Source organism: Vibrio sp. 10N.222.55.B11 (genome assembly GCF_041473705.1).
Taxonomy (GTDB): Bacteria; Pseudomonadota; Gammaproteobacteria; order Enterobacterales; family Vibrionaceae; genus Vibrio; species Vibrio crassostreae_C.
In genome coordinates, this window is the sequence record NZ_JBFRST010000018.1 from 29,804 (window position 1) to 51,459 (window position 21,656).

Below are 21,656 nucleotides of genomic sequence, written 5' to 3' on the forward strand. Positions count from 1 at the left end.
GTTGTCGTTCCATGTCCAATTCAAAAAATTCTAATGCGGTAATTGCCCCTTCGGCAGTGGCACTTATCCCTCTGATTGTGTTCCTTGCGCTGTTTATTGGCGTAGGTACCTACCTGTCGTTGCAAGGCGTCGATTTTGCTTTCTATCAGCTTCCAGCTCCGATTGCGGCTCTACCTGCTGTGATGTTGGCGCTGCTGTTGAGCAAAGATAAATTGAACCGTGCTATCGAACAGTTCTTAAGTGGAGTAGGTCACAAAGACATTATCGCAATGTGTATGATCTACCTATTGGCAGGTGCTTTCGCGGCGGTTGCTAAGGCTTCTGGTGGTGTTGATGCGACGGTAAATCTTGGTCTATCTGCGATTCCGACAAGCATGATCCTACCGGGTATCTTCCTTATTTCGGCTTTCATTGCGACGGCAATGGGTACTTCTATGGGTACTATCGCTGCGGTTGCTCCTGTTGCACTAGGCATTGCTGACTCAGCTGGCATGAGTATTCCTCTAACCGCTGGCGTAGTGCTAAGTGGCGCTATGTTTGGTGACAACCTTTCTATCATCTCTGATACCACGATTGCCGCGACACGCTCGCAAGGCTGTGAGATGAGAGATAAGTTTAAAGAGAACATCCGCATTGCACTTCCTGCTGCACTTATCGCGATTGTTATCTTTGCTTTCAACAGCACGGCAACTCAGGTTCCTGAAACAGGTCCAATCGAGTGGCTAAAAGTCCTTCCGTACATCACTATCTTGATTCTTGCGGTATCGGGCATGAATGTCTTTGTCGTGTTGGCGATTGGTATCTTGCTGGCGGGTGGCGTGAGCCTAGGTTCTGTTGAGAACTACGGTATGACTGATTACGCTCAAGATATCTATGCAGGCTTCGGCAACATGCAGGAGATTTTCTTATTGTCGATGCTAATTGGCGGTTTGAGTGAGCTAATGCGTCGTCAAGGTGGATTGGCGTTCCTGACTAACTTAGTAAGTGGTGTGATTCGTGCGTTTGGCTCTTCACACTCTAAGCAAGCGAATGGTCGTGCGAGTGAGCTAGGCATTGCTGGCTTGGTATCTATGGTGAACCTATGTACTGCAAACAACACGGTAGCGATTATTGTGTCTGGTAGTGTGGCTCGTCAATTGGCGGAAGAGAACAATGTGTCTCCACGTCGTTCTGCAAGCTTGTTGGATATCTTCTCTTGTGTGATTCAAGGCGTGTTGCCTTACGGTGCGCAGGTATTGCTGTTAGGTTCGGTATTTAACCTATCGCCTTTGGATATTGTAGCTAACTCTTACTACTGTTTTGCTCTTGCAATCGTGGCTGTGGTTGCTGTGTTTATTAAACACCCAGCACGTCAAGTGGCTCAAGCTTAGTAGCAATTGTCCAAGTTGAGTGATCTCAGACTCTAATAAGAAGGCTCCGAAAGGGGCCTTTTTTGCGCCTGAAAGAATTGTTTGGAAGCTAATTCTGATTTGAATGTAGACAAAACCGCCCATGTGGACGGTTTTGAGTCTGACTAAAGTTGGCTTTCAAGTTCGCTGGCTGTCGCGACATTGCAGTAGCCAAAGCTCAGTGCTGCCATGAATGCGGCATGGACATGCGCAGCTGGAACCTTAATACCGTTGAATTCCATGTCTAAGGTAGTGCAAGCATCATGCGCTACGTGGCATTCATAGCCTAAATCGGTAGCCGCTCGAGTCACAGCATCGATACACATGTGGCTCATTGCGCCAACGATGATCAGTTTCTCAATGCCTTGATCTTTTAGCACTTTGTTCAGTTCGGTGTCCCTAAAGCTATTGATTTGATGCTTTACGATAACAGGTTCGCCTTCTAGCGGAGTCACGCTGCTGTGGATTTGAGCACCGTCTGATTCTGGCAAGAAGAACGGAGCATCATTCGTCGGAAACTCATGACGTACATGAACCACAGGAAGTTGCTTGTCTCTGAAAGCGGATAATAACTGTGCACCTTTTTCGGCTGCTTTCTCTGTTTCAGACAGCGACCATTTTGCACCTTCGTATGAAGGGAAATAGTCATTTTGAAAGTCGATAAGTAGTAGTGCAGTGTTCTTCATATTCTATACCTTTGTATTTAGTGTGTTGCGGTGTAGGGGTATTATGAATACTCTGTAGTTTTTATCGCACGTCAAAAATGACAGACTCTATGGCAATAGTGACAAAATCAGTTGTGGTCGAAATCATCGACTACCCAGGCTCTCTGCAAAGTGCAGTGTTTGGCGTGAAAGAGTTTCTGCAGATGGCAAATTCTCTTGAACCTTCGGCTGAGAAGACTCAATTCAACGTTCAGATCCAAGCACATGACAGTGTTAGCGTGTCGAACGCCGATATCATTATACTCCCACCGAATTTAGATGGTTGTTACTATCTAGAGCCGAGTGACACCTTTCTTGAGTACCTGATTGAGTCTCACCAAAGGGGGGCGATACTTTGCTCAGCTTGTGCAGGCGTGTTCATTTTGGCAAAAACAGGTTTGTTAGAAGGGCGAACCGTGACCACGCACTGGCAAGCGCAGCAGAAGTTTACGGAGCTTTACCCACAGATCGCAGTCGATATCGACAAAATCTTGATTGATGATGCGGATGTGATGACCGCTGGTGGTTTGATGTCGTGGATGGATCTCGCTTTGTTTATCCTGACCAAATACACAACGCCGACCAACACTCGTAATCTAGGTAAATATTTGGTGCTTGATACGGGGTTGAGAGAGCAACGTTACTATCAGAGTTTTGTGCCGAACTTTGCTCACGGCAATGACAAGATTGTATCGGTGCAGCGTTTTATTCAGAAGCATCATCATCTCCCTTTGTCGCTTGATCAATTGGCAGAAGAAGCCTTCATGACACGAAGAACCTTTATTCGTCAATTTACCAAGGCGACCAGTTTTACGCCTATCAATTATATCCAACATGTGCGTGTTCAAAGTGCATGTGAGTTATTGGAAAGCTCCCATAAGCCGGTTGAGCAGATTAGCTACCTAGTTGGTTATGAGGACGTGAACAGCTTCCGTAAGGTCTTTATGAAAATCATCGGGTTAACACCATCAAGATTTCGTTCTAGATTTCTTTCTGAGGAATGATTTACCATAGATTGATATTCAATACTTATCACTCGCACTGATTCAATGGTTCACTTACTGAATATGTGACGTGATATTGAAATGATCTTTTCTCGAACATAAATGGAATTTTGATGCTCGCTATTCCCTTGCCATTTGTTGCTGCTCTTTTGTTATTTATCACGGCCGTTTTGCTTCGATATAGTTACCCACAAACAAGTCAAAAACCATTTTGGTTTGTCATGTTGTGTGCATTTATGATTACTGTCGTTGGGCTACGTTGGACGTTTGATATTGCACTGTTCCGTTTCTTACAACCGGTTCTAGGGGCAAGTGTACCGGTGGCTGCGTGGCTCTGCTTTGCGGGAGCTCATCGAAGTAAACCTTTGTCTCTTTTGCATTGCTTAGGCCCAGTCGTTGTTCTGGTTGGCTCCTTTTCTTATTCGTATATTTGGGATGGAACGATTGATCTATTGTTGATCTCGCTATATCTCAGCTATGGCTGCTTGTTGTTGAAATCATCGTTTAACTTCCCAGAGCACGTCAGGCTGAGTGATGTATCGAATGTTTTGTATGCTGAGCGTACGGCAGGTATCGCCTTACTGTTTTCGGCTCTCGTGGATAGCATTATGTCGTATGATATTTTGCTGCTTAACGCACAACACACCGACTTAATTCTGTCTATTGGTTACCTAGTTCTTATTCCCGCAATTGTTGGGGCTGTAGTCGTTGTGAGTACTAGCACGGCACCAATTCAGGAACAAAACCAACAGCAGAGTGAACTGACAACGTCAAACCATTATCCTGAAGCAATTGATGTATCTGCGGCATCGTCGACAAGCTTAAAAGTGGATGAAGAAGTCACGCAGATCGTCGCTAAGTTTGATGCGTTAATGAAGGATTATCAGGTGTTCAAAGATCCAGATTTGTCCCTGAATCGAGTGGCGAGAAAGCTAGGTATCCCAGCTCGAAAAATATCGTCTGCGGTTAATCAAACTCACCACCAGAACATTTCAAAGGTGATTAACGCCTATCGAATTGAGCACGCTAAGACTCTCCTGATGCAAAGTGATGAAGCGATAACTGACATCTTCCTTAGTTCAGGCTTTCAGACCAAGTCCAATTTCAATCGCGAGTTTTCAAGGATAACTGGGCAAACTCCGAGTGAGTATCGAAGTTCGCCGCAAGTGTTAGATTGAGTGTGTTTACTTTTCAGTTTATCAATTCAGAAAGCTAATGATGTCGTTTAAGATCAATTGATGTAGCTGGTCGCGTGATGTACCAACGCCATCTTTACAAATAATGCCATCGCCTGGCACTTCTTCTTCAAGCATCGGTACTGCCCCAGGTTTGCAGCTTTGAATGAAGCTGAAATGGGTAGCGCTTTCATAGACCTTATAACGTCTTAAATTAAGAGGCATGTGCTCAGCAATGTAGCCAGACTCTAATGCTTGAGGTAGGTCCCCAATATCAATCCCAGCCGCCAATATTAAGGTTGGCACTGTAATGTCATTTAAGTTGCCGACTGAGAAACTGCGAGCAAGCCCCAGATCAAGGCTAACTACACGTTGAATTCGAGGGTCTGAAAGGTTTTTATTGCTTGGTTCTGAGGGTTGGGCTTGTGATAGCCCTAATTCATCAGACAGCCCACAGGTACGCGGGTTAGGGTATATAAGACACTCGGCTTCAAAGGTCGCTCTATCTATTTTCGCTCCTGCCAATTGCATCACTGTCCAGCCTCCTAACGAGTGTCCGATTGCAGCGATATTGTTGGCGTTAACAGTTTGCTTCCATTGAACTTCGCTTAACAGGTAATCGATGGTTCGAGTGATATCTCGCGGCCTTTCCCACCACTTGGCGGCTTGCTCTGGAGATTGGTCGAAAGAGGTGGTTCCCGGATGGTCAGTGGCCGCTACGATGTAGCCACGACTCGCAAGTTCGGTCGCCAACCAGTTTTGGTTTCGCCAGTTTCCTCGGTAGCCGTGTGATAGAAGTACTACTGGAAAAGTGCCTGATTGAATCTCAGCATCTTTGATGACTTGCGTACCGACGAAGGCTGGGTTATCGCCAATCAAGGTTGTGTCTGATACATCTTGTGTGGGATACCAAATGGCAGTGTTTAGCGGGCGATTAGGATTGTCAGTTAAGGTTACTTGAGTGAATCCGACACCGGAAGCGATGGATGGAGCACAAAGGAAAAGTAGGGATGTGAACAGTAAATGTATCCATTTCATGGTTTAACTCCAATTGAGGTGATTGGAGCCAATATGCGCTAAAGCCAGTGAGGGCGAGACCTCAAACACGATCGAGGACGCCCTAAATCGTGTTTGAGTACAAATTTAGCTATTTTGGATGTGCCTAATTCAGCTTATTAGTCACGAACTCTTTGTTTCTGACCATCAGCCACATCAGGCCGCCTAGCGTACCGACGGATAATTGAATAAAGCCTAGGTTTTCAATTAGTGACTCTGGGCGTATTGAAACCAACACCATGCCAAGCGAGCCACAAATCATGCTGAAGAACTGTATCAGTGCGACGGCAGAGCCCGTGTCATGATCTTGCTGATTCAACATCAAGTTGGTGCCCGGTACTCGCATGATGATCGCCATTAATGTCGCTGGTGCAGCGATGAACATGAAGAACCAAGGGGACAGGTCGCCAATGGTTAGGGTGAAGATTCCCGCAAGCGCTAATAAAGCAAAACATCCTGAGATGACCTTTTGAACCGGCATTCGGTAGGACAACTTCATGTAAATTGTTGGACCAAATGAGGCGCACAGTGCATTGAATGCGAACGCGTAACTAAACTGTTGTTCGGTCAATCCAAAGTGATCGATGTAGATATAAGAACCCGCCGCAAGAAAGCCCATCAACGCCATCGGTATGATAGAGAAAATGACCAGCAGCTTGACGAACGAGCGGTTTTTCATGACCACGCCCATTCTTCCCCATGATCGGAATATAGAACCTTGGTATTTGTTTTCGAGTGTTTCTCGGTAGCAGCAAGCTAATACTGACGCAAATGCACCAAAAATGGCGAGCGTGACAAACATCATTCGCCAAGAAGCAATTTTCAGTAGAAAGGCACCAAATACAGGCGCAACCATTGGCGCGATGATCACCAGTGACATGATAGTCGCCATGATCTTTTCACGTTCTCGGCCGTCATAAAGATCTTTGACAATGGCGGTAGCGATAACGGTGATAGCACTGCCAGCAAAAGCTTGGAATACACGAGCACTAATCAACTGTTCGATGCTATTGGTCATCGCGCACAATATGCTCGCGACCATATAGCTCGCTAATCCAATTAATAGGATCGGCTTACGACCAAATTTTTCGCTGAGCGGCCCCCAGAACAAAAGACCGATGGCGTAAGTAACGAAGTAGCTGCTCAGGGTTAGGTTAACCATTGATCGGTCAGTATTAAACACCTCGACCATCTGCGGAAGCGCAGGTAAGTAAAGGTCGATGGTCAATGGAGGGAAAGCACTTATTATGACGAGAAAAAATAGCATACCGGTCTTTCCCAGTACTGGTTGTGGTCTCTTCAAGGTCGCTCTCCGTTGTCCAAGGTAGGTTTCTAATTGATGTGATATTGATATACAGAAGGTTAAGGCACGTCAGACAAGAAGGATAGAGTTGTTCAAGAATATGGTGAAAGTATCGATGAACTTATCTCTATGAGTCCGAATCTACGAAGTCGGTCTGTATACTGAATTGTATTACAAAACATTATTACTTTTATAGCTAACGAGTTCAATCAGTTAGTAGCAGGGTAGCTTGTGATCGCCAACGACACATTGTAATGATTATCGAGTTGGCTTGTTATCTTTTCTTTGGGCGCTTTTCGACTAAACCGTTACGCTCTAAACCGCGTCTAACACTGCTGCATAGCTTACCAAAGCGGCGCAGTTCCTCGAAGTTGGGGCCTTGGCCAATGGAAATACTGTGCTCCCAATACATTAACTCACTGTCGACCATCTCTAGTAGTTTCTTAGAGCAACCCGAGCAATTTCCTTTTGGACCACAGATAAACGTCTCTGACTCGTAAAGTGGGAGTTCGTTTTTAACTTCTTCAATTAAGTTAAGCATTGCCGAGTTTAAGTCTGGCTTTTTGGATGTAAGTGGCTTCAAGCTCGGTGCTTGAGTCGCAATTAATGGGGAAGTCAGTTTGTTAGGTTGTAAATTCAAAGCAGCTGATGACATATCAAAGGCCTCAAGGAGAGAAGAAGGTGGGCATGCTACTCTTCACAACAAAGTGAATCTTGATGTAGTGCAATAAGCGTGGAGATATACCCAAAAGAGGTAGGAGCCACAAGCGGTTGTGACTCCTTATCAAAGCTCGGTACTAATGAGAGATTTTAGAATTCGGCGTCGAACTGGAATTCCATCCACTCTTTGGTGACTGGGTGGTGCAGCGCAAGTCTTTCTGCGTGTAAGTGCAATCGGTCGGCTTTATTGCCATACAAGCCGTCACCGACGATAGGCATGTTAAGGCCTTCTTGGTGTGAACAGTGAACACGCAACTGGTGTGTACGCCCTGTTTTAGGATGCAGGTAAACCTTAGTGGTTTGCCCGTTTCGCTCAATCACTTCCCATTTGGTTTCTGCTGGCTTGCCGTGTTCGAAGCAGACAATTTGACGAGGGCGGTCATACAAATCACCACGCAATGGCAGTCGAACATAGCCTTCATTTTCTGTTAGAACGCCTTCAATCATTGCCACGTAACGCTTTTCGACTTCACGAGTAATGAACTGCTTCTGTAAGCTCTTGTTCGCACGTCGTGTGAGAGCGAAGATTAGAATACCAGAGGTCGCCATGTCTAAGCGATGAATCACAAATGGGCCTTCAACATCGGGATGCATTTCTTGAACACGTGTGTAGGCGGAATCTTTGATGGTTTTACCCGGCACGGATAGAAAACCTGCTGGCTTGTGTACTACCACGATGTGCTCATCTTGGAACAGAATATCCAGCTCTTTGCCTTCTGCTGGGTTCTCTAGCAATGGGTTTGGATCGACTTCTAGGCCTTTCATCATATGGCCTAAAATCGGCACACATTTACTCTGACAAGAAGCGTAGTATTTCTTGTGCTTGCGGATTTCCGACTTTGGAGAGCGGCCCCACCAAAATTCAGCCAATGCCAGTGGCGTGTAACCATGTAAGTACGCGTATTGCAGCAATTTAGGCGCAGCGCATTCGCCAGAGCCTGCTGGTGGTATCTTGTTTGGCGTGTTTTCAAAGATTTGGTTAAGGTCTTCAACGCTTCCTTCCGCATTTTGGAAAGCGTATTGTGAAAACAACTTGTGTTGAAGCTGATGAGAAATGTGTGCTCTTTGCTCTTTTAGCTCAGCCAGTTGAGTGTTGAAAACATCCACTTTAGCCTGCAACACTTGCAGAGTCTGTTCCCAGTTGAGCTTTAGGTACTTCTGCTGGTTCTTGTCGGCAACACTGGCTTTGTTTAGCTCGTTATTTAGCTGTTCGAAAGCTTGCTCATCAAGGTTTACTTTACCTTGTTCACGTTTTTCTTTACGCGTTTTTCGGCCTTCAATAATCAATAGACGTTGAGCTTCAATCTCTTGCTCGGCTTGCGCTTTTTGCTGTGCCAGTTGCTCGCACAATTCAAGGTATTCAGTATTTGCTTGCAGCGCTTTAAACTCAGCGTTGACAGCCATCATGTCGGCTGTGTCTTGATGGAAAAAGCTGTCGCTGCTGAGCATGTCGAACACGGGCGGTACAAAGTGAGGCAGTAGGTTTTGGTCGGCGATTTTCCCTGAAAAAGCAGAGAAGTACCCCAATTCACCTTCAGGGCTTTTCACCAGTAACACACCAAACATTTTGCCGCGACCAGCGTCAGAATCCAGTCCGAAGTCATGCTGCCAATCGGTTTGAGTTTCTAGATACTGTTGAAGCTGATGAGAGGCTATTTCACACAGTGGGTGCGGTTCGTAGTAGAACGGGAATGTGAAACGCTCAGGCAACGAATATGACTCGATCGGCTGTTGAAAACGAGTGAAGCAATGCTCAGGAGTATGGCTGTTTTCTGAGTCGTGCGTTGGTTTTGATGAGTGCATAGTCGTATTAATACTTATATCGTGGTGATAAATGGTTGTGAGTCTACTGTGTATGTTTAAAGGCTTTAAACACAGTACAAGGCGGCGATTCTACTCTTTATCGAAATACGCCTCAAATAAGAAATGGTTCTATTACAGGATAGCTAAGCGAGATGGTTAACACTGAACCCATGAGTTATGGCTTGAACGCCATTAATTGATGAGTAACTTCTCGTTTTTAATCATAGAAGACAATTTAACAAACCAAGGGTGGTAGCCTTGCCGCCCTCTTATTAAAACTAAGGTAACGTTATGATTCCACTCAATACTTCGATTGTCTCCGGTGTCGCTATTTCAGAGATCGACGGACAAATGAAAATGCTACTAATGAAGCGTGTGAAGGGCGAGTTTTGGTGCCATGTCGCGGGCTCGATTGAAGCGGGTGAAACAGGCTGGCAGGCTATCGTGCGCGAGTTTGAAGAAGAGACCCAAATTAAAGTGGAAGCTTTGTATAACGCGCAGTTTCTGGAGCAGTTTTACGAGGCGCACGTGAATGTGATTCAGCTAATCCCTGTGTTTGCAGTACTATGCCCGCCCAACCAAGCGATTGAACTGAATGACGAGCATACCGAGTATCGTTGGTGCAATTTAGAAGAGGCAAAAGCGTTGGCACCATTCCCTAACCAACATGCCGTCTACGATCATATTTGGTCATACTTTGTCGGTAAGCCAGTCAATCCGCTTTATCGAGTCAAATTGAGCTAGCGTTGGCTGTTTAAGAGCTAAGATTTACCAAGATATGGGGTTAGAAAAGCACTCACTTGCGCTTGGCATAACCCCACATCCACCTTCACGTCGTGCGATTCAAGGATCGCCACACCACGACCATTATTGCGAGGGTCTGGGTCTAGCATCGCTACTACCACGTGTTTTACACCTGCTTTAACCAATGTATTGGCGCAAGCGGGAGTTCTGCCGACAAATGAACATGGCTCTAAAGTTACGTAAGCGGTAACCCCTTCCATTTCTCCGTCCAATCCGTCGTCATAGCTATTGAGCGCTTCAACCTCGGCGTGGTTACCGCCGACCTTCTGTGTATACCCAACAGACACCACCTTATCGTTCTTTACCAAAACGCAGCCTACTGGCGGGTTTGGTTGGCAATCGGGTAGGGCTTGGCGCGAAGCTTCGAGTGCTTGCAGCATGTATTGTTGGTTCATGGTCGTTACTCAGTATGACGAGAGAGCGTAGCAGCTAGTCGCCACGCGCGGTTGATGAGTTGGTTAGTTACTAACTAACTTACTAAGTTAATAAGTGGGGCATGTTCGATCTGATTGGGATTTTAGTCAATGGTTTTAGCTTTGAATTCGAAAGCTAGTTCGCTGTGACTGATCGTTAACTTGGACCACTGGGTCAGCCAGTTCTTGGATTGTACTCTTTGATCAAAGATATCTCGGTTACGCTTTGGGTTGGGTGTGATTTGCAAATCAAACAAACTCTCTAAACCAAAAGACGAAATACACTCGATGTCTCCATTGAGGCTTTGCTTTACGGCGACTGCGGTTTCTTTCTCTGGCCAATAACTCATCGCATCCAATGAGCCTTGGTAACGTTCATCCCTATTTCTAGTGTGCATGTAGGCTTGATTGCGAACTTGCCAATTCAGTTCGGGTAACCGTTGTTTAAGCTGAGCCTCGTATCTAAGATCCGATTCGTAAGAGGTATCAATGGGATCAAAGTAGATCACATCAATATCATTGAATGGAGTCGGGGAGGCATAACCATGCTGGTGATCCCAAACGAGGTTTCTCACAAAGCCCGCAGCGACATAACACTGCGGCAAATCCAACTGAGCGACACAGTCTAAAACCTTCATTCGTAAGGGATCTTGTTTGATCAACGTGACGATACGTTTGGCTAGCGGATGTATCATTATGATGTCGGAACATCAGTGACTTGGTAATGACGTGTCACGTTCTGGGAGATTTCACCCCATTCAGAGGCTTTTACTCGCTGTTGGTGCATTTCGAATGCTTCTCGGCTAGTGAATTCTTCATACACTTCAAAGCGATTAGGTTGAAGCGTGCTTTGACTGACTCGAAACACAATACAACCAGGTTCTTCTAGTGTCAGTTCTTTGTGCACAACCAAGGCATGTGTCACTGCTTCTAGGTCGTTGTCTGGCACTAGAATATGCCCTTGCAGAATTACTTTACTCATAATTACGTCCATTTAATTACGTCTATTTAATTTGGTCCATTACGGCTTTTTTCTATCAAAAGCTCTATCCGTTACAAACATAATCCCATTTTGATGTTGTAACGTATAGGCTAATGTGGCGATTATTAGTTCACATTGAATGTATTTTTTAGTTACACCGTAACTTTAAAGGTGATGTAATCAACAAATGATAAGACACTGGAACTAAATCAGCTTTGGTCCGGTCTATTAAATTAGTATCATTGAACTGTATTGATACTGAAATGAATTTGTCATCTGAGAGAACTAACCTTAATTTTGAACAGCGGCTCATAGGATTGAATTGAGCCATAGTTGATATCTAGGTCATACTTTGATGTAAATGGTACTAAAAACTCTATATATTTTGTGATTTGTATCATTGAACTGGGCATCAAACACCGTTAGATTCGAATGGTTGGCAATAAAAATAGCTCATGAAGAGCAGTTAAAGAAAAGGAAATATCCCTTATGAAAAAAATGAGAAGAGCACAGCTTCATCGCGTTCGTATCCAATACTGGAAAGACACGTCAAAAGAAGCATCAAAGAAATAAGCTTTAATCGTAGAGCTTTAAAAGCTGAAAAGCTTAATCAAATGTAAAACGCAACAAACTGATTTCATTAGCACTCTCAAGGACCTTCATCTGGTCGGCGACTAACGAAATCATCCCCAAAGAGCTGGCAGGCATTAACAACAATGCAATTCAATGTCAGCTCATTAATACCTCCTCTAAGTTTATCTTCGTTTGTTAAACCTGTTACCCCAAACTAAAGCTTGTTCCTTGTTCCTTGTTCCTTGTTCCTTGTTATCGCATCCCTGTACTCGTTAACGTCTTGATAATAAAAAAGCTCCCGATTTCTCAGAAGCTTTGATTTAGATTTTGATATCTGGTGTGGTTACCTGCTCGGGAGAGATAACACCAACGTCAGGAGCGAATGCGTTAACGTTGGAACAGCGTCTTTAAGCTCACATCGTCCGTTCTATTTAGCTTTAGGCTCAGTAGATAGCCACCAACACCGATCAGTGCGTAAATACCTAAAGATAAAATCGGCGCTTCTGCAATCGCACTTAATGGGTTGCTTGCTATGAGTACATTCATTGGTAATGACGCGATGAGAGATAGGAAGTCATTGATGCCATAGAACCCAAACACTGCGACAGAGAGGAACTTAATCGCATAGCTTGAGATGAAAATGACAAGCAATGGAGAGTTTACCAGCTGCGAAATCGCTAGAGTGACGGTTGCCAGTGGCAATAAAACCAGTGCAACTAACATCATTCGTCCAAAAAACACGACCCAGTTGCTCAGCACATAAAACAGAGATTGTTGTTCAACCAATAGCGCCAGTTGTTGTTCACTTGAGACGTTCAATATCCAGAATAGAAAATCTGCGAACAGTACTAACAATGCACAGATAGCCGGAATCACCACTAAACCGAAGCCGAGTTTCACACCGTGAGTCATTGCGTTAGATACCGGCATACTTCTCCAAAACATCGAACTGCCTTCTTGGCGCTCTTTACGCAGCGTTTTAGGGATGTAAAGCGTTGATAGGATCAGTGAAATAAGGCCCGCGCCAAAGTAGATCACTGAGTTGAGGTCTTGTGCGAACTCTCTGTGGATGTCGCTCACGTCACCGTTCACTTGCATTTCGAAGAAAAACTCATGCTGCGCTGCGCCATTGAAGAACAGACTAACGAACAGTAAGAAACCACATAACGCGACAAACAGAGGCAATCGAGTGTTAATTTTGTGCTCGATGAGTTCTTTTTCTAGCATGTAAAAACTTGGATGCATTATGCCTTCTCCGTCTGTGTTGCAAGGAATAGATCTGCGAGACCAACGTTATAGATGTTACCCAGTGATTCAACTTGCGCTTTGTATTGACCTTCCAATAACCACTTAGTAGTGCCTAGCCCTGATTGTGAGGTCAGTGGGTTGAGTTTCTGAATCTCGCTTGAATGGTTGTTTGCGACTTCAATAATGAAATAGTCGCTTTCGATGTCTTCCATGCTCTTTTGCAGCACACAATGGCCTTGTTTTAAAATCAGAACATCCGTTAATAAATGTTCAATCTCTGAAACCTCATGGCTTGCAATGATCATGGCGCGTTCGCCGTCGTGGAACCACTCAAGTAGATGGCGATAAAAAGTATCGCGGTACAGTAAATCTAGGCCAAGTGTAGGCTCATCTAAGATCAACACTTGAGTGTCAGTCGCGATGATGATCGCAAGGTGAAGTTGTACTTTCATCCCTTTAGAAAGCTGCTTGATAGTAGAAGACAACTTAATGTTGGTGCTGCTTAATGTCTGTTCTGCTTTTTGCTTGTTGAAGCTAGGGTGCACACCTTGTGTGTATCGAAGCAGTTGTTTAACCGTCATCCACTCTGGTAACACGTTAACATCTGAAATGTACGACAAGTGCAGCATGAGTTCTGCATGCTGGTGGATAGGGTGGTAGCCATTAACCTCTATCTCACCTTGATAGTTGTGTCCACCAAGCAGTGATTTGATCAGAGTCGATTTACCCGCGCCATTGTGGCCAAGCAGACCAAGTACTTGCCCTGGCTTTAACTCAAAGCTGATGTTTTCGACACCCACTTGGTTTGAATAGGTTTTGGTTACGTTTTTCACGGAAAGTAAAGTACTCATGACTTGTCCTTTATATGTTGTGCTAGCTGTTTCACGAGTTCTTCGACACTCATATCAATGATGCCTAGCGTCTCAGCGATGGCTGGGATCTGTGTGTTGATGAATGATTGGTGTGCAGACTCTTTCAATTTTTGAAGTGCCCCTTCGGCCACATACATGCCTTGGCCGCGTTTTTTCTCTACCAAGTCTTCATCCACCAGTAACTGATAGCTTTTCATGACAGTAAGGTGGTTGATCTTGAGATCGGCAGCAACCGCACGCACAGAGGGTAATGCTTGTTGCTCTAACCAAACACCTTGAAGAATTTGGTCACTGATCTTTGCGGCAAGTTGCCTAAAGATCGGTTGGTCGTCTTTCCATTCGGTCATAATTAAAACTGCATGGTGATATACATGTGTATAACACTAACCTTTTTATTCGAATTGGCAAGGGTTTTATGAAAATGGATCGGATATTTTTATATTTGGATAAAGCATGTTTGGCGGGGAGGGTACTTGAAGCCTACGTCCTTGTGGGCTCTCAAGCAGCTGTATGAGCGATGATTATTTGAATAGGAAATGGTTGCTGATCAAGATTTCTATTAGGCTGGGCCTATTGCTCCTTTGAGTCATTAGGCCGGCTATATAGGTAACCTTGATGTAAGTTGTAGCCTAACTGACACAAGATATATTGCTGCCTACGCGTCTCGACACCTTCATAAATCATTGTGATATTTGATAGGCGTCCAATCTCCGAGATATTGAGCAATACACCCTGATGATGCTCTCCTGACTCGATATCCTTAACAAAGCAACGATCCAGTTTTAGATAGGCCGGAGAGATAACATTGATGATTTCGATGTTGTTATTGCCCGTACCAAAGTCATCCAGAGCGATAGTGATACCAAGCTTTTTGATATCCTTAATGTTATCGATAACCTCACACCCATAGCCAATGTTCGAATATTCAGTAATCTCTACGACAAACTCATTCGCTTCCATCGCGGCTAAATGCTCTCTGAGCCTTGCGAAGTTCGACCCTACCAAAGCACTCGGACACACGTTGACACCATAGATCTCATGGCTGTTGTTTAACTTCGCTTTTCTGACTGTCTCGATGAGTAAAATAGTATGAAAGGTGAGTAAATTGGTGCGTCTCATGGTGTTGATGAAGCTTAAAACGCCAACGTTACGCACACGAGATAACAACTCGTAGTAGAGAACGCAGTTGTCTTCGGTGTTGATGATCGGCTCTTCTTCAAAGGAGATGTGTTTCCAACGAAACAGGTAGATCACGAAACCCAGAATATAGGAGCGATAAAGCAGGGTGGCGAGTATCAGAGAAAGCGCAATCCATAGTGCAACAATGTCGTCACTGTAGAAGGTGATGGTTGCACCCGTTGGTAGGGAGGTTTGATAGATAGATTTACTCTCTTCGCCAAGGTTTAAGATGTGGTAACCATTCTTCTGGATGGAAATCGAATCGACTAATAGAGGCAATAGTGAGTTCTTGTATCGAGCTTCGATAGATCGTTTAGATATTCGAGCAACCATCTCAATATCGTGCTCGGTATCCATGAAGCGTGAATAGGCAAAGTCAGCACTATCGTAGAAGTCGTCTAATTGATTGAGCTCTATCATCTTAGAACGTGTTTTAGAGATATAGCAGGAGTCATAAGGTGTGGTCATGACGACAGAATCAAGGTTGAGCGAGTGCCTTAGCGAGTGCACAGCCCCGTGGCTATCGCAACCGTAGTCCATGACTTCTGCGGCAATGTGTTTGGTGTTCTCACTGTATTCATTCGCAATCTTCGTCGTATAAAGGATTTGGGAAAAGTAGACAACGAATAGGAAAAAGGAAGAGATGGTGAACACGGCTATCAGAGCCTTAATCAGCTCTCGATGATAGGTGTTGAACATCAGTTTCAACATCTCGAACTGGCTGGGCTTGAACTGGTTGATGTCGTACTTAGGTGCGATACGGTTGGTTGAGCTTTTATCGAGATCGATAAAGTAACCTACCTTATAAAGGTTAGAGATAAATTCGCTATTATTATCTACCTTCGCTTTCTTACATAAGCTTCGATATTTCTTTCTTATAGAAGCAATAATATTTTTTAACGCGTATAAGCTAAACTCTTCGTCAAAGTGTAATTTAAAAGATTCTTCAACATCTCGTGCAGATTGAGGGTTTGATATTGACGAGTGTTCAATAAGGTATTTGAAAACAAAACTCTCTTTACTATTAAGAGTTTCCTCTGATATCTTATTACTGTCTCTTTTTATGTATATTTTTTCTTCATTGTAGATTAGTTGCAAGCTCTCATTATTGTTATTTATATTGAAAGAACAGTGCATAGCTTAACTCCTAAGCGATAGTTATTATATTTGTGTGATGGATATGTGATGGCTGGGATTTTCATTCAACACAAGAGTTCGATCTAAATAATATAACCAAAATGTCACCATTTTATCTCAAGATGTTGATACTAATCGCAGAATTTGGGCTTTAATGAAAGGTTATGGAGATGTTCACCCAAAAGTTGAATTTATAAATGAAAGCCAATGATTTACAAGGGGTAAGGGGGATTTATCCATTTGTTTTGGTATTTATCCATTTCACAGCTTCTACGCGGTAGGTTTAGCGACTGGATTTAGAGGTTTCTAATGTAGCTTCTGATGGTATTCATTCGGTTTATCGATGCGTGAGATTGATCAGAATTTTTCATGATAAAATTAAATTATGTCATTTTATGTGATATTAATATAATTTATGTGGCGTATTGTTTTGGTGATTTAATTAAAGTAATCAATGATAGAATTAATTATATTTGTTGAATGATTGACTTTAATTTATTCTGTTACGAAATTTAAATAATTAAACTTTAAGGTGGGATATTTAAAATAGGGAAAGGATGATTTTTATCATGATGTGTTGATTAAAGAATTTTAATTGAATTATTATTGACATATGTATCAAATATGTGTCTATGTAAATATTAATCGGCTAGTGATGAAAATAAGATATGAATGAGGTTGGTGTTATACCATGAGCACTGCCTAAAAGTATAAGCAGCAGCAAGTTAGATCAATTAGTGTTATTTTTGAGCAAATGTTAGCGTAACCACATGATATTCAAAGATCTGTTGCGGTGGCTTTGTGTTAACTATGGAAGCGTGCAATCGTTGAGTATTTAACATGCACCATCAAGCACCACGATCTGTGGTTCTTTTTCTGGCTGATAAAGCACCTGACAAAAGTCTCCTTCTGGCGAATAGGTGTAGTTTTCGGTGTCGAAAGAGATGGCGGCTACTCTTTCTGCATTGCTGCCAGAGTCTACTTCTTTGTTGATGACATGAAGCTCTGTTGCGTCGATATTGAGCAGTCTTCTTAGTGAGTCAACATAGGCGATTGGGTAACCATGACAAACGTAGTAGGTCTCAATCTCCGTCTTTTCAACATAGTTGCACTCATCCTCAACGCCAGCAATCGCTGACTTCGCGTAGATCATATCGATACCCGTGCGAAGGTTACCAGCCACATCATGTATTTTACTCGCCCGAGCACTTCCTTGAACGTCTAAGAACTTGACCATAGCTGTCGCCGAAACGATCGCTAAAATTAATACAGAGATGATGAGTTCTAAAAGAGTGAAGCCGTTTTGTCTGTTCATGGTTACCGATTATTTACTCTGCTAAAGGGACGGAATGAGGGTAATCTAAATACCAAAGTCATTACAATTAGTGGGTATAATGGTTTGGTGTTTTATTGTGTGAATTTCTAAGTAATTTTCTTTATAAACAATAGCTTAATTATTTCCTCTTACTGTTAAACGCTATGTAAGCATATGTAAGCGTACACACCCACAGCAGCCGATTGTTTAGGAAGTATTCAAACGACTTAATTTATTGATAAATAAGTCTTTAATTGTAGGATTGTCGACCATTCAAAAACTGACTTTCGACTTCATTTGAGGGAATTGGTTTACTAAATAAAAATCCCTGAAGATACTGGTATCCACAATCGATTAAGAACGCTTTTTGCGTTTCGGTTTCGACACCTTCAGCAACCACTTTTAGCCCCAATTTTTCACAGATAGCATGGGTGGCTTGGACAATCGCTTTGCTCCCTTTGTGTGAACCGTGGACGAAGCTTTTATCGAGTTTCACGGTGCTAATCGGTAAGTCATGCAACATCGACAGTGACGAGTAGCCTGTGCCAAAGTCATCAAGGTGAAGCTCTACGCCCAATTTAGAAATATCGCTTAACGCTTGCCTGACTTCACCATGCTTGAAGATCATGGAAGATTCGGTGATCTCAAGGGCGATGCTTTGAGGTTGGATATTGTAGAAGTTCAACATTACTAATAGCTGCTCGGCAAAGGTCGCGTGCATCTGAATACTCGAAATATTGATACTCATCATCAACTCACTATCAAACTCACGTTGTCATATCGATAGCTGTTTGAGTGCAGAGTTCAGAACCCATTTCCCGAGCGGTACAATCTGCCCCGTCTCCTCCGCTAAGCTAATAAACTCATCAGGGCCTATGTTACCTAGCTCTTTGTCTGACCATCGAAGCAAGGCTTCAAACCCTTTCACCTTGTCGCTGTTGGTGTTCATGATCGGTTGATAGTGAAGGTTGAGATCGTCGTTTTCTATGGCGCGTGCCAGTCGATGGCGGATCTCTACTTTGCGATGCAGGGTTTGTGCTAAGTCTGGGGTAAACGTTTGGAAGCGGTTTCGACCATTCGCTTTTGCAAGATGCATCGCCATACCCGCTTGCTTTAGCAATGTTTCTTGGTCAACCGCGTTATCAGGGAAATGCGCGGTACCTATGCTGCAACCGACAGATAAACTGCCGATGCCTCTGATATGGAAACTTCGGTTTAAGGCATCAATGATGCGAGAGCAAAGTAGTGGGATATTTTGATTTCGGCAGGTGTGGGCAATCACAATGAATTCGTCGCCACCAAATCGCCCTATCATGCATTTCTCATCAACCAACTGTTTAAGGCGTTCACCAACCTGTTTGAGTAGTTGGTCTCCGACAGTGTGCCCATAAGTGTCATTAACTAATTTGAAGCCATCAAGGTCGACAAACATCAATTCAAACGGTGAGCGATAGGCAATGCTGGTTTCTAGAAGGTTGCTGATCCCACGGCGATTATAAAGCTCCGTTAAACAGTCGTGTTCTGCGTTGTATCTGGCTTTTATCAGCTTCTCTTTTTGCTTTGTTGTACAGGTTAGGTTTAGCAGCAGTTCGCTTTTATCAAAGAGCCACTTTCCTTGCACATCAAAATGGTGTGCTCTGAAGGAGGAAACCTTGATAAACCAAGGCGCACCGGTTGTTGGTTCTCTATTCTGTAAACGTGTATGTACAAAAGTGATTACTATGTTTTGCGTACGGTAAATGTAGGGCTCTGATTCCAACATTGATGATCTATGACCAGTATATATACTGCCTTCGCTTTTAATAAATACTGGTGATAGGAATGTCGAAAACCAAAGTGCTCATTGTTGAAGATGACCAAGAGATAGCTCGTCTAACGACGCTTTACCTCGAAGCTGAAGGTTACAATGTTAGCGTTGTTCATGAAGGGAACTTGGCACTTGAAGCGATCCGTAGTATTGAACCTGATTTAGTGCTGTTGGACTTGATGCTTCCAGGGATGAGCGGCGCGCAAATTTGCCGTCAAGCCCGTGAGTTTTACAATGGAATGATTTTAGTGCTAACGGCTTCCGCCGATGAAATGAGCGAGGTCAGCTTGTTTAAATTTGGTGCGGACGATTACGTTGCCAAACCGATTCGTGGCCATGCCTTGTTAGCGCGAATTGAAGCGTTATTGCGTCGAGCGACTCCCGTAAAAACTGCGCAAGAAACTACGGCTGAAAAACAGTGCGATATTGTAATCAACAGCTCTGCTCAAAGTGCCACGCTCTACGGCCAAAACCTCAAGCTTACTTCTGCTGAATTTGAAATCTTAAACCTTCTCGTTAATAACATCTGTCAGGTCGTGACTCGAGACCAGTGCTGTCAGTTATTTAGAGGGATAGATTACGTGTTCAACGACCGCTCGATTGATATGCGCGTGTCTGGGTTACGCCGAAAGCTGCGCATTCACGCAAAAGACAAACAGTTGATTCGTACGGTTCGCAACAAGGGGTACATGCTGGTTGCGTAAGTTCATTGCTACGAAGCTTCGCTCGGTTTCGATGTTTGCTCGCTTATACCTTGGGATTGTGACTGGGATGTCGGCAACGATATTTTTGTTCTTGAACCTTGGTGAGGGGCACATGCGACGCACCGAGATCGAAACCTTCCTCAATGATGGCATCTACTTTGCGGAGCAGTATGTTCGTCAACACAATCAAGAAAACTCACTCTATAAAGAGCTCGATAGAACAGGCTACCAACAATTTTATATCTTCAATTTACGCCTGTTGGAGAATTGGTCGGGCGAGGCGCCTTGCCAACAATGTGAGTTATACACAACCTTAAACGGTGTGCCGATATATCTAAGTGATGACAACCTCTATTCGACCGTGTTTCAGCTACCAAACTCTAAATTCAGTTTTGGGTTCAGTGAGGTAGGGGACTTTTTCTCTCCTGACATTGAATGGTACGAAGACTCAGAACGACACTTTTTGTTAGGGCTGTTGTTGGCTGTGATTGTGGCGATTGGAGCAAGTGTTTACTTACCTGTGAGGCGTTTTCAAGAAAGAATAGAGTTGCTCGTCGAGAAGCAGAAACAGTTTGGTAAGGGCAAGCTTAGTACTCGATCTGACATGGACGACATCCATCCTGTTTCTGATTTGGCCAGCAGTTTTAACTTCATGGCTGAAGAGATTGAAAGCAAAGTAAAACAAAGTCATATTTTCGCTCAAGCTATCCCACACGAAGTACGAACTCCGCTAAGTCGTATTCAACTGGCGACCGATATCCTAAGAAGGGGAGCCCCCGATAATCATCAGGTTCTTTTCGATGACATTGATACCTACATTGAGGATATCAACGAGCTCACGTCAGAAATCATCATGCTGTCGAAGTTGAATGTCATGGATAACTCTTTCTTTGAGCTCGTTAAAGTGACCTCCGATCTTCGTGAGTATTGCCTAGACCGAATTCGTTACTCGAAACTAGACAATGCCACCTTTGAATCTAAGGTACAGCTAGAGTGCAAGATTAAGTGTGATTGCTCAATGGCACGCTTGGTGTTCGATAACGTTCTCAAGAATGCGGGTAATTACACACAAGACAAAGTGTGGATGACGCTGGATGAGAACTCAGAAAACTGGCTGGTGGTGATTGAAGACAATGGTTCTGGAATACCAGAGAATAGGCGTGATGAGGTATTCCTTCCGTTCTCTCGACTAGACTCAAGCAGAACGTCGACCAACGGTGGATTGGGGTTGGGCCTCGCGATTGCTCTATCGGCGGCTAAAAAACTTTCTTGGGATATCAAAATCGACGACAGCAACCATGGTGGTGCCAAGTTCAGTATCGTGATTCCTAAGATCGCATAAGCTGTAGCTTTAAGAACTCTTCAGGCTCGTCAAATAACAAAGCCACGGACTAATACCGTGGCTTTTTCATATTCCGATTTACAAGCTAGTGACTTCTTAGTACTACTGCTTAGAGCTTAGAGCTTAG

General features: G+C 43.8%; 19 protein-coding genes and 1 pseudogene. 6 read left to right on the top strand and 14 right to left on the bottom strand.

Translation table 11 applies throughout. The features are described 5' to 3' along the window. The first annotated feature begins 11 nt into the window (after window positions 1-11). Window positions 12-1,370 (top strand): Na+/H+ antiporter NhaC family protein, encoded by a 1,359-nt coding sequence (locus AB4503_RS07130; RefSeq protein WP_372114101.1) that lies wholly within the window; start codon window positions 12-14, stop codon window positions 1,368-1,370. A gap of 143 nt (window positions 1,371-1,513) precedes the next feature. On the opposite strand, the gene AB4503_RS07135 is transcribed toward AB4503_RS07130, so the two are convergent. Further along, window positions 1,514-2,074 carry a cysteine hydrolase family protein gene (locus AB4503_RS07135; RefSeq protein WP_102450148.1) on the bottom strand — a complete coding sequence of 187 codons (561 nt, stop codon included), beginning with the start codon at window positions 2,072-2,074 and terminating at the stop codon, window positions 1,514-1,516. A gap of 89 nt (window positions 2,075-2,163) precedes the next feature. Here AB4503_RS07135 and AB4503_RS07140 point away from each other — a divergent pair, with 89 nt between their 5' ends. Both AB4503_RS07140 and AB4503_RS07145 read left to right on the top strand, forming a co-directional pair. Beyond that, on the top strand, window positions 2,164-3,096 hold the full coding sequence (locus AB4503_RS07140) for a GlxA family transcriptional regulator (protein ID WP_061023154.1): 933 nt from the start codon (window positions 2,164-2,166) through the stop codon (window positions 3,094-3,096). Window positions 3,097-3,206: 110 nt separating this feature from the next. Then, window positions 3,207-4,274 carry an AraC family transcriptional regulator gene (locus AB4503_RS07145; protein ID WP_108110929.1) on the top strand — a complete coding sequence of 356 codons (1,068 nt, stop codon included), beginning with the start codon at window positions 3,207-3,209 and terminating at the stop codon, window positions 4,272-4,274. A gap of 21 nt (window positions 4,275-4,295) precedes the next feature. Here the strand turns inward: AB4503_RS07145 and AB4503_RS07150 are convergent, their stop codons facing one another. The 4 genes from AB4503_RS07150 to AB4503_RS07165 form a co-directional block, all read right to left on the bottom strand. Then, window positions 4,296-5,309 carry an alpha/beta fold hydrolase gene (locus tag AB4503_RS07150; protein WP_017088691.1) on the bottom strand — a complete coding sequence of 338 codons (1,014 nt, stop codon included), beginning with the start codon at window positions 5,307-5,309 and terminating at the stop codon, window positions 4,296-4,298. Between the two features lie 124 nt (window positions 5,310-5,433). Then, window positions 5,434-6,594 carry a multidrug effflux MFS transporter gene (locus AB4503_RS07155; protein ID WP_102495205.1) on the bottom strand — a complete coding sequence of 387 codons (1,161 nt, stop codon included), beginning with the start codon at window positions 6,592-6,594 and terminating at the stop codon, window positions 5,434-5,436. A gap of 310 nt (window positions 6,595-6,904) precedes the next feature. Then, entirely contained in the window at window positions 6,905-7,285 is a 381-nt protein-coding gene (locus tag AB4503_RS07160; RefSeq protein WP_017064884.1) for a hypothetical protein, read from the bottom strand. A gap of 155 nt (window positions 7,286-7,440) precedes the next feature. After that, a complete protein-coding gene (locus AB4503_RS07165; RefSeq protein ID WP_372114104.1) occupies window positions 7,441-9,153 on the bottom strand; it encodes a pseudouridine synthase in 1,713 nt (570 codons plus the stop codon). 291 nt (window positions 9,154-9,444) lie between these two features. Between AB4503_RS07165 and AB4503_RS07170 the strand changes: the two genes are divergently transcribed. After that, on the top strand, window positions 9,445-9,897 hold the full coding sequence (locus AB4503_RS07170; protein WP_017069219.1) for an NUDIX pyrophosphatase: 453 nt from the start codon (window positions 9,445-9,447) through the stop codon (window positions 9,895-9,897). 17 nt (window positions 9,898-9,914) lie between these two features. Here the strand turns inward: AB4503_RS07170 and AB4503_RS07175 are convergent, their stop codons facing one another. The 9 genes and pseudogenes from AB4503_RS07175 to AB4503_RS07215 all read right to left on the bottom strand — a co-directional run. Further along, window positions 9,915-10,352, bottom strand: a complete 438-nt coding sequence (locus AB4503_RS07175) for a bifunctional diaminohydroxyphosphoribosylaminopyrimidine deaminase/5-amino-6-(5-phosphoribosylamino)uracil reductase RibD (protein WP_372114106.1) — start codon at window positions 10,350-10,352, stop codon at window positions 9,915-9,917. 122 nt (window positions 10,353-10,474) lie between these two features. Next, window positions 10,475-11,065 carry a nucleotidyltransferase family protein gene (locus AB4503_RS07180; RefSeq protein WP_372114108.1) on the bottom strand — a complete coding sequence of 197 codons (591 nt, stop codon included), beginning with the start codon at window positions 11,063-11,065 and terminating at the stop codon, window positions 10,475-10,477. Next, entirely contained in the window at window positions 11,065-11,352 is a 288-nt protein-coding gene (locus AB4503_RS07185) for a putative quinol monooxygenase (RefSeq protein WP_017060584.1), read from the bottom strand. The genes AB4503_RS07180 and AB4503_RS07185 overlap by 1 nt, the downstream gene beginning before the upstream one ends. Before the next feature lie 960 nt (window positions 11,353-12,312). Further along, the gene (locus AB4503_RS07190; RefSeq protein WP_017060585.1) at window positions 12,313-13,170 is read right to left on the bottom strand and encodes a hypothetical protein; all 858 of its coding nucleotides are present in this window, start codon (window positions 13,168-13,170) and stop codon (window positions 12,313-12,315) included. Then, on the bottom strand, window positions 13,170-14,024 hold the full coding sequence (locus tag AB4503_RS07195; protein WP_102504203.1) for an ABC transporter ATP-binding protein: 855 nt from the start codon (window positions 14,022-14,024) through the stop codon (window positions 13,170-13,172). The genes AB4503_RS07190 and AB4503_RS07195 overlap by 1 nt, the downstream gene beginning before the upstream one ends. After that, the gene (locus tag AB4503_RS07200; protein ID WP_004729948.1) at window positions 14,021-14,392 is read right to left on the bottom strand and encodes a GntR family transcriptional regulator; all 372 of its coding nucleotides are present in this window, start codon (window positions 14,390-14,392) and stop codon (window positions 14,021-14,023) included. Before AB4503_RS07200 ends, AB4503_RS07195 begins: the two co-directional genes overlap by 4 nt. Before the next feature lie 223 nt (window positions 14,393-14,615). Further along, entirely contained in the window at window positions 14,616-16,361 is a 1,746-nt protein-coding gene (locus AB4503_RS07205; RefSeq protein ID WP_372114110.1) for an EAL domain-containing protein, read from the bottom strand. Between the two features lie 835 nt (window positions 16,362-17,196). Next, window positions 17,197-17,676 carry a type II secretion system protein gene (locus AB4503_RS07210; protein ID WP_017060589.1) on the bottom strand — a complete coding sequence of 160 codons (480 nt, stop codon included), beginning with the start codon at window positions 17,674-17,676 and terminating at the stop codon, window positions 17,197-17,199. 250 nt (window positions 17,677-17,926) lie between these two features. Beyond that, a pseudogene (locus AB4503_RS07215) lies at window positions 17,927-19,315 on the bottom strand (putative bifunctional diguanylate cyclase/phosphodiesterase); the annotation flags it as partial. A gap of 182 nt (window positions 19,316-19,497) precedes the next feature. Between AB4503_RS07215 and AB4503_RS07220 the strand changes: the two are divergent. After that, window positions 19,498-20,187, top strand: coding sequence for a response regulator transcription factor (locus AB4503_RS07220; protein ID WP_372114112.1), 690 nt, complete (start codon window positions 19,498-19,500; stop codon window positions 20,185-20,187). Continuing rightward, window positions 20,180-21,529 (top strand): sensor histidine kinase, encoded by a 1,350-nt coding sequence (locus AB4503_RS07225; RefSeq protein ID WP_372114114.1) that lies wholly within the window; start codon window positions 20,180-20,182, stop codon window positions 21,527-21,529. The genes AB4503_RS07220 and AB4503_RS07225 overlap by 8 nt, the downstream gene beginning before the upstream one ends. Window positions 21,530-21,656 lie beyond the last annotated feature (127 nt).

Bases quoted from the DNA above. Each gene is read 5' to 3' on its own strand.
- AB4503_RS07130 (WP_372114101.1), top strand. From the start codon at position 12: ATGTCCAATTCAAAAAATTCTAATGCGGTAATTGCCCCTTCGGCAGTG.
- AB4503_RS07135 (WP_102450148.1), bottom strand. From the start codon at position 2,074: ATGAAGAACACTGCACTACTACTTATCGACTTTCAAAATGACTATTTC.
- AB4503_RS07140 (WP_061023154.1), top strand. From the start codon at position 2,164: ATGGCAATAGTGACAAAATCAGTTGTGGTCGAAATCATCGACTACCCA.
- AB4503_RS07150 (WP_017088691.1), bottom strand. From the start codon at position 5,309: ATGAAATGGATACATTTACTGTTCACATCCCTACTTTTCCTTTGTGCT.
- AB4503_RS07155 (WP_102495205.1), bottom strand. From the start codon at position 6,594: ATGCTATTTTTTCTCGTCATAATAAGTGCTTTCCCTCCATTGACCATC.
- AB4503_RS07160 (WP_017064884.1), bottom strand. From the start codon at position 7,285: ATGTCATCAGCTGCTTTGAATTTACAACCTAACAAACTGACTTCCCCA.
- AB4503_RS07165 (WP_372114104.1), bottom strand. From the start codon at position 9,153: ATGCACTCATCAAAACCAACGCACGACTCAGAAAACAGCCATACTCCT.
- AB4503_RS07170 (WP_017069219.1), top strand. From the start codon at position 9,445: ATGATTCCACTCAATACTTCGATTGTCTCCGGTGTCGCTATTTCAGAG.
- AB4503_RS07175 (WP_372114106.1), bottom strand. From the start codon at position 10,352: ATGAACCAACAATACATGCTGCAAGCACTCGAAGCTTCGCGCCAAGCC.
- AB4503_RS07180 (WP_372114108.1), bottom strand. From the start codon at position 11,065: ATGATACATCCGCTAGCCAAACGTATCGTCACGTTGATCAAACAAGAT.
- AB4503_RS07185 (WP_017060584.1), bottom strand. From the start codon at position 11,352: ATGAGTAAAGTAATTCTGCAAGGGCATATTCTAGTGCCAGACAACGAC.
- AB4503_RS07190 (WP_017060585.1), bottom strand. From the start codon at position 13,170: ATGCATCCAAGTTTTTACATGCTAGAAAAAGAACTCATCGAGCACAAA.
- AB4503_RS07195 (WP_102504203.1), bottom strand. From the start codon at position 14,024: ATGAGTACTTTACTTTCCGTGAAAAACGTAACCAAAACCTATTCAAAC.
- AB4503_RS07200 (WP_004729948.1), bottom strand. From the start codon at position 14,392: ATGACCGAATGGAAAGACGACCAACCGATCTTTAGGCAACTTGCCGCA.
- AB4503_RS07205 (WP_372114110.1), bottom strand. From the start codon at position 16,361: ATGCACTGTTCTTTCAATATAAATAACAATAATGAGAGCTTGCAACTA.
- AB4503_RS07210 (WP_017060589.1), bottom strand. From the start codon at position 17,676: ATGAACAGACAAAACGGCTTCACTCTTTTAGAACTCATCATCTCTGTA.
- AB4503_RS07220 (WP_372114112.1), top strand. From the start codon at position 19,498: ATGTCGAAAACCAAAGTGCTCATTGTTGAAGATGACCAAGAGATAGCT.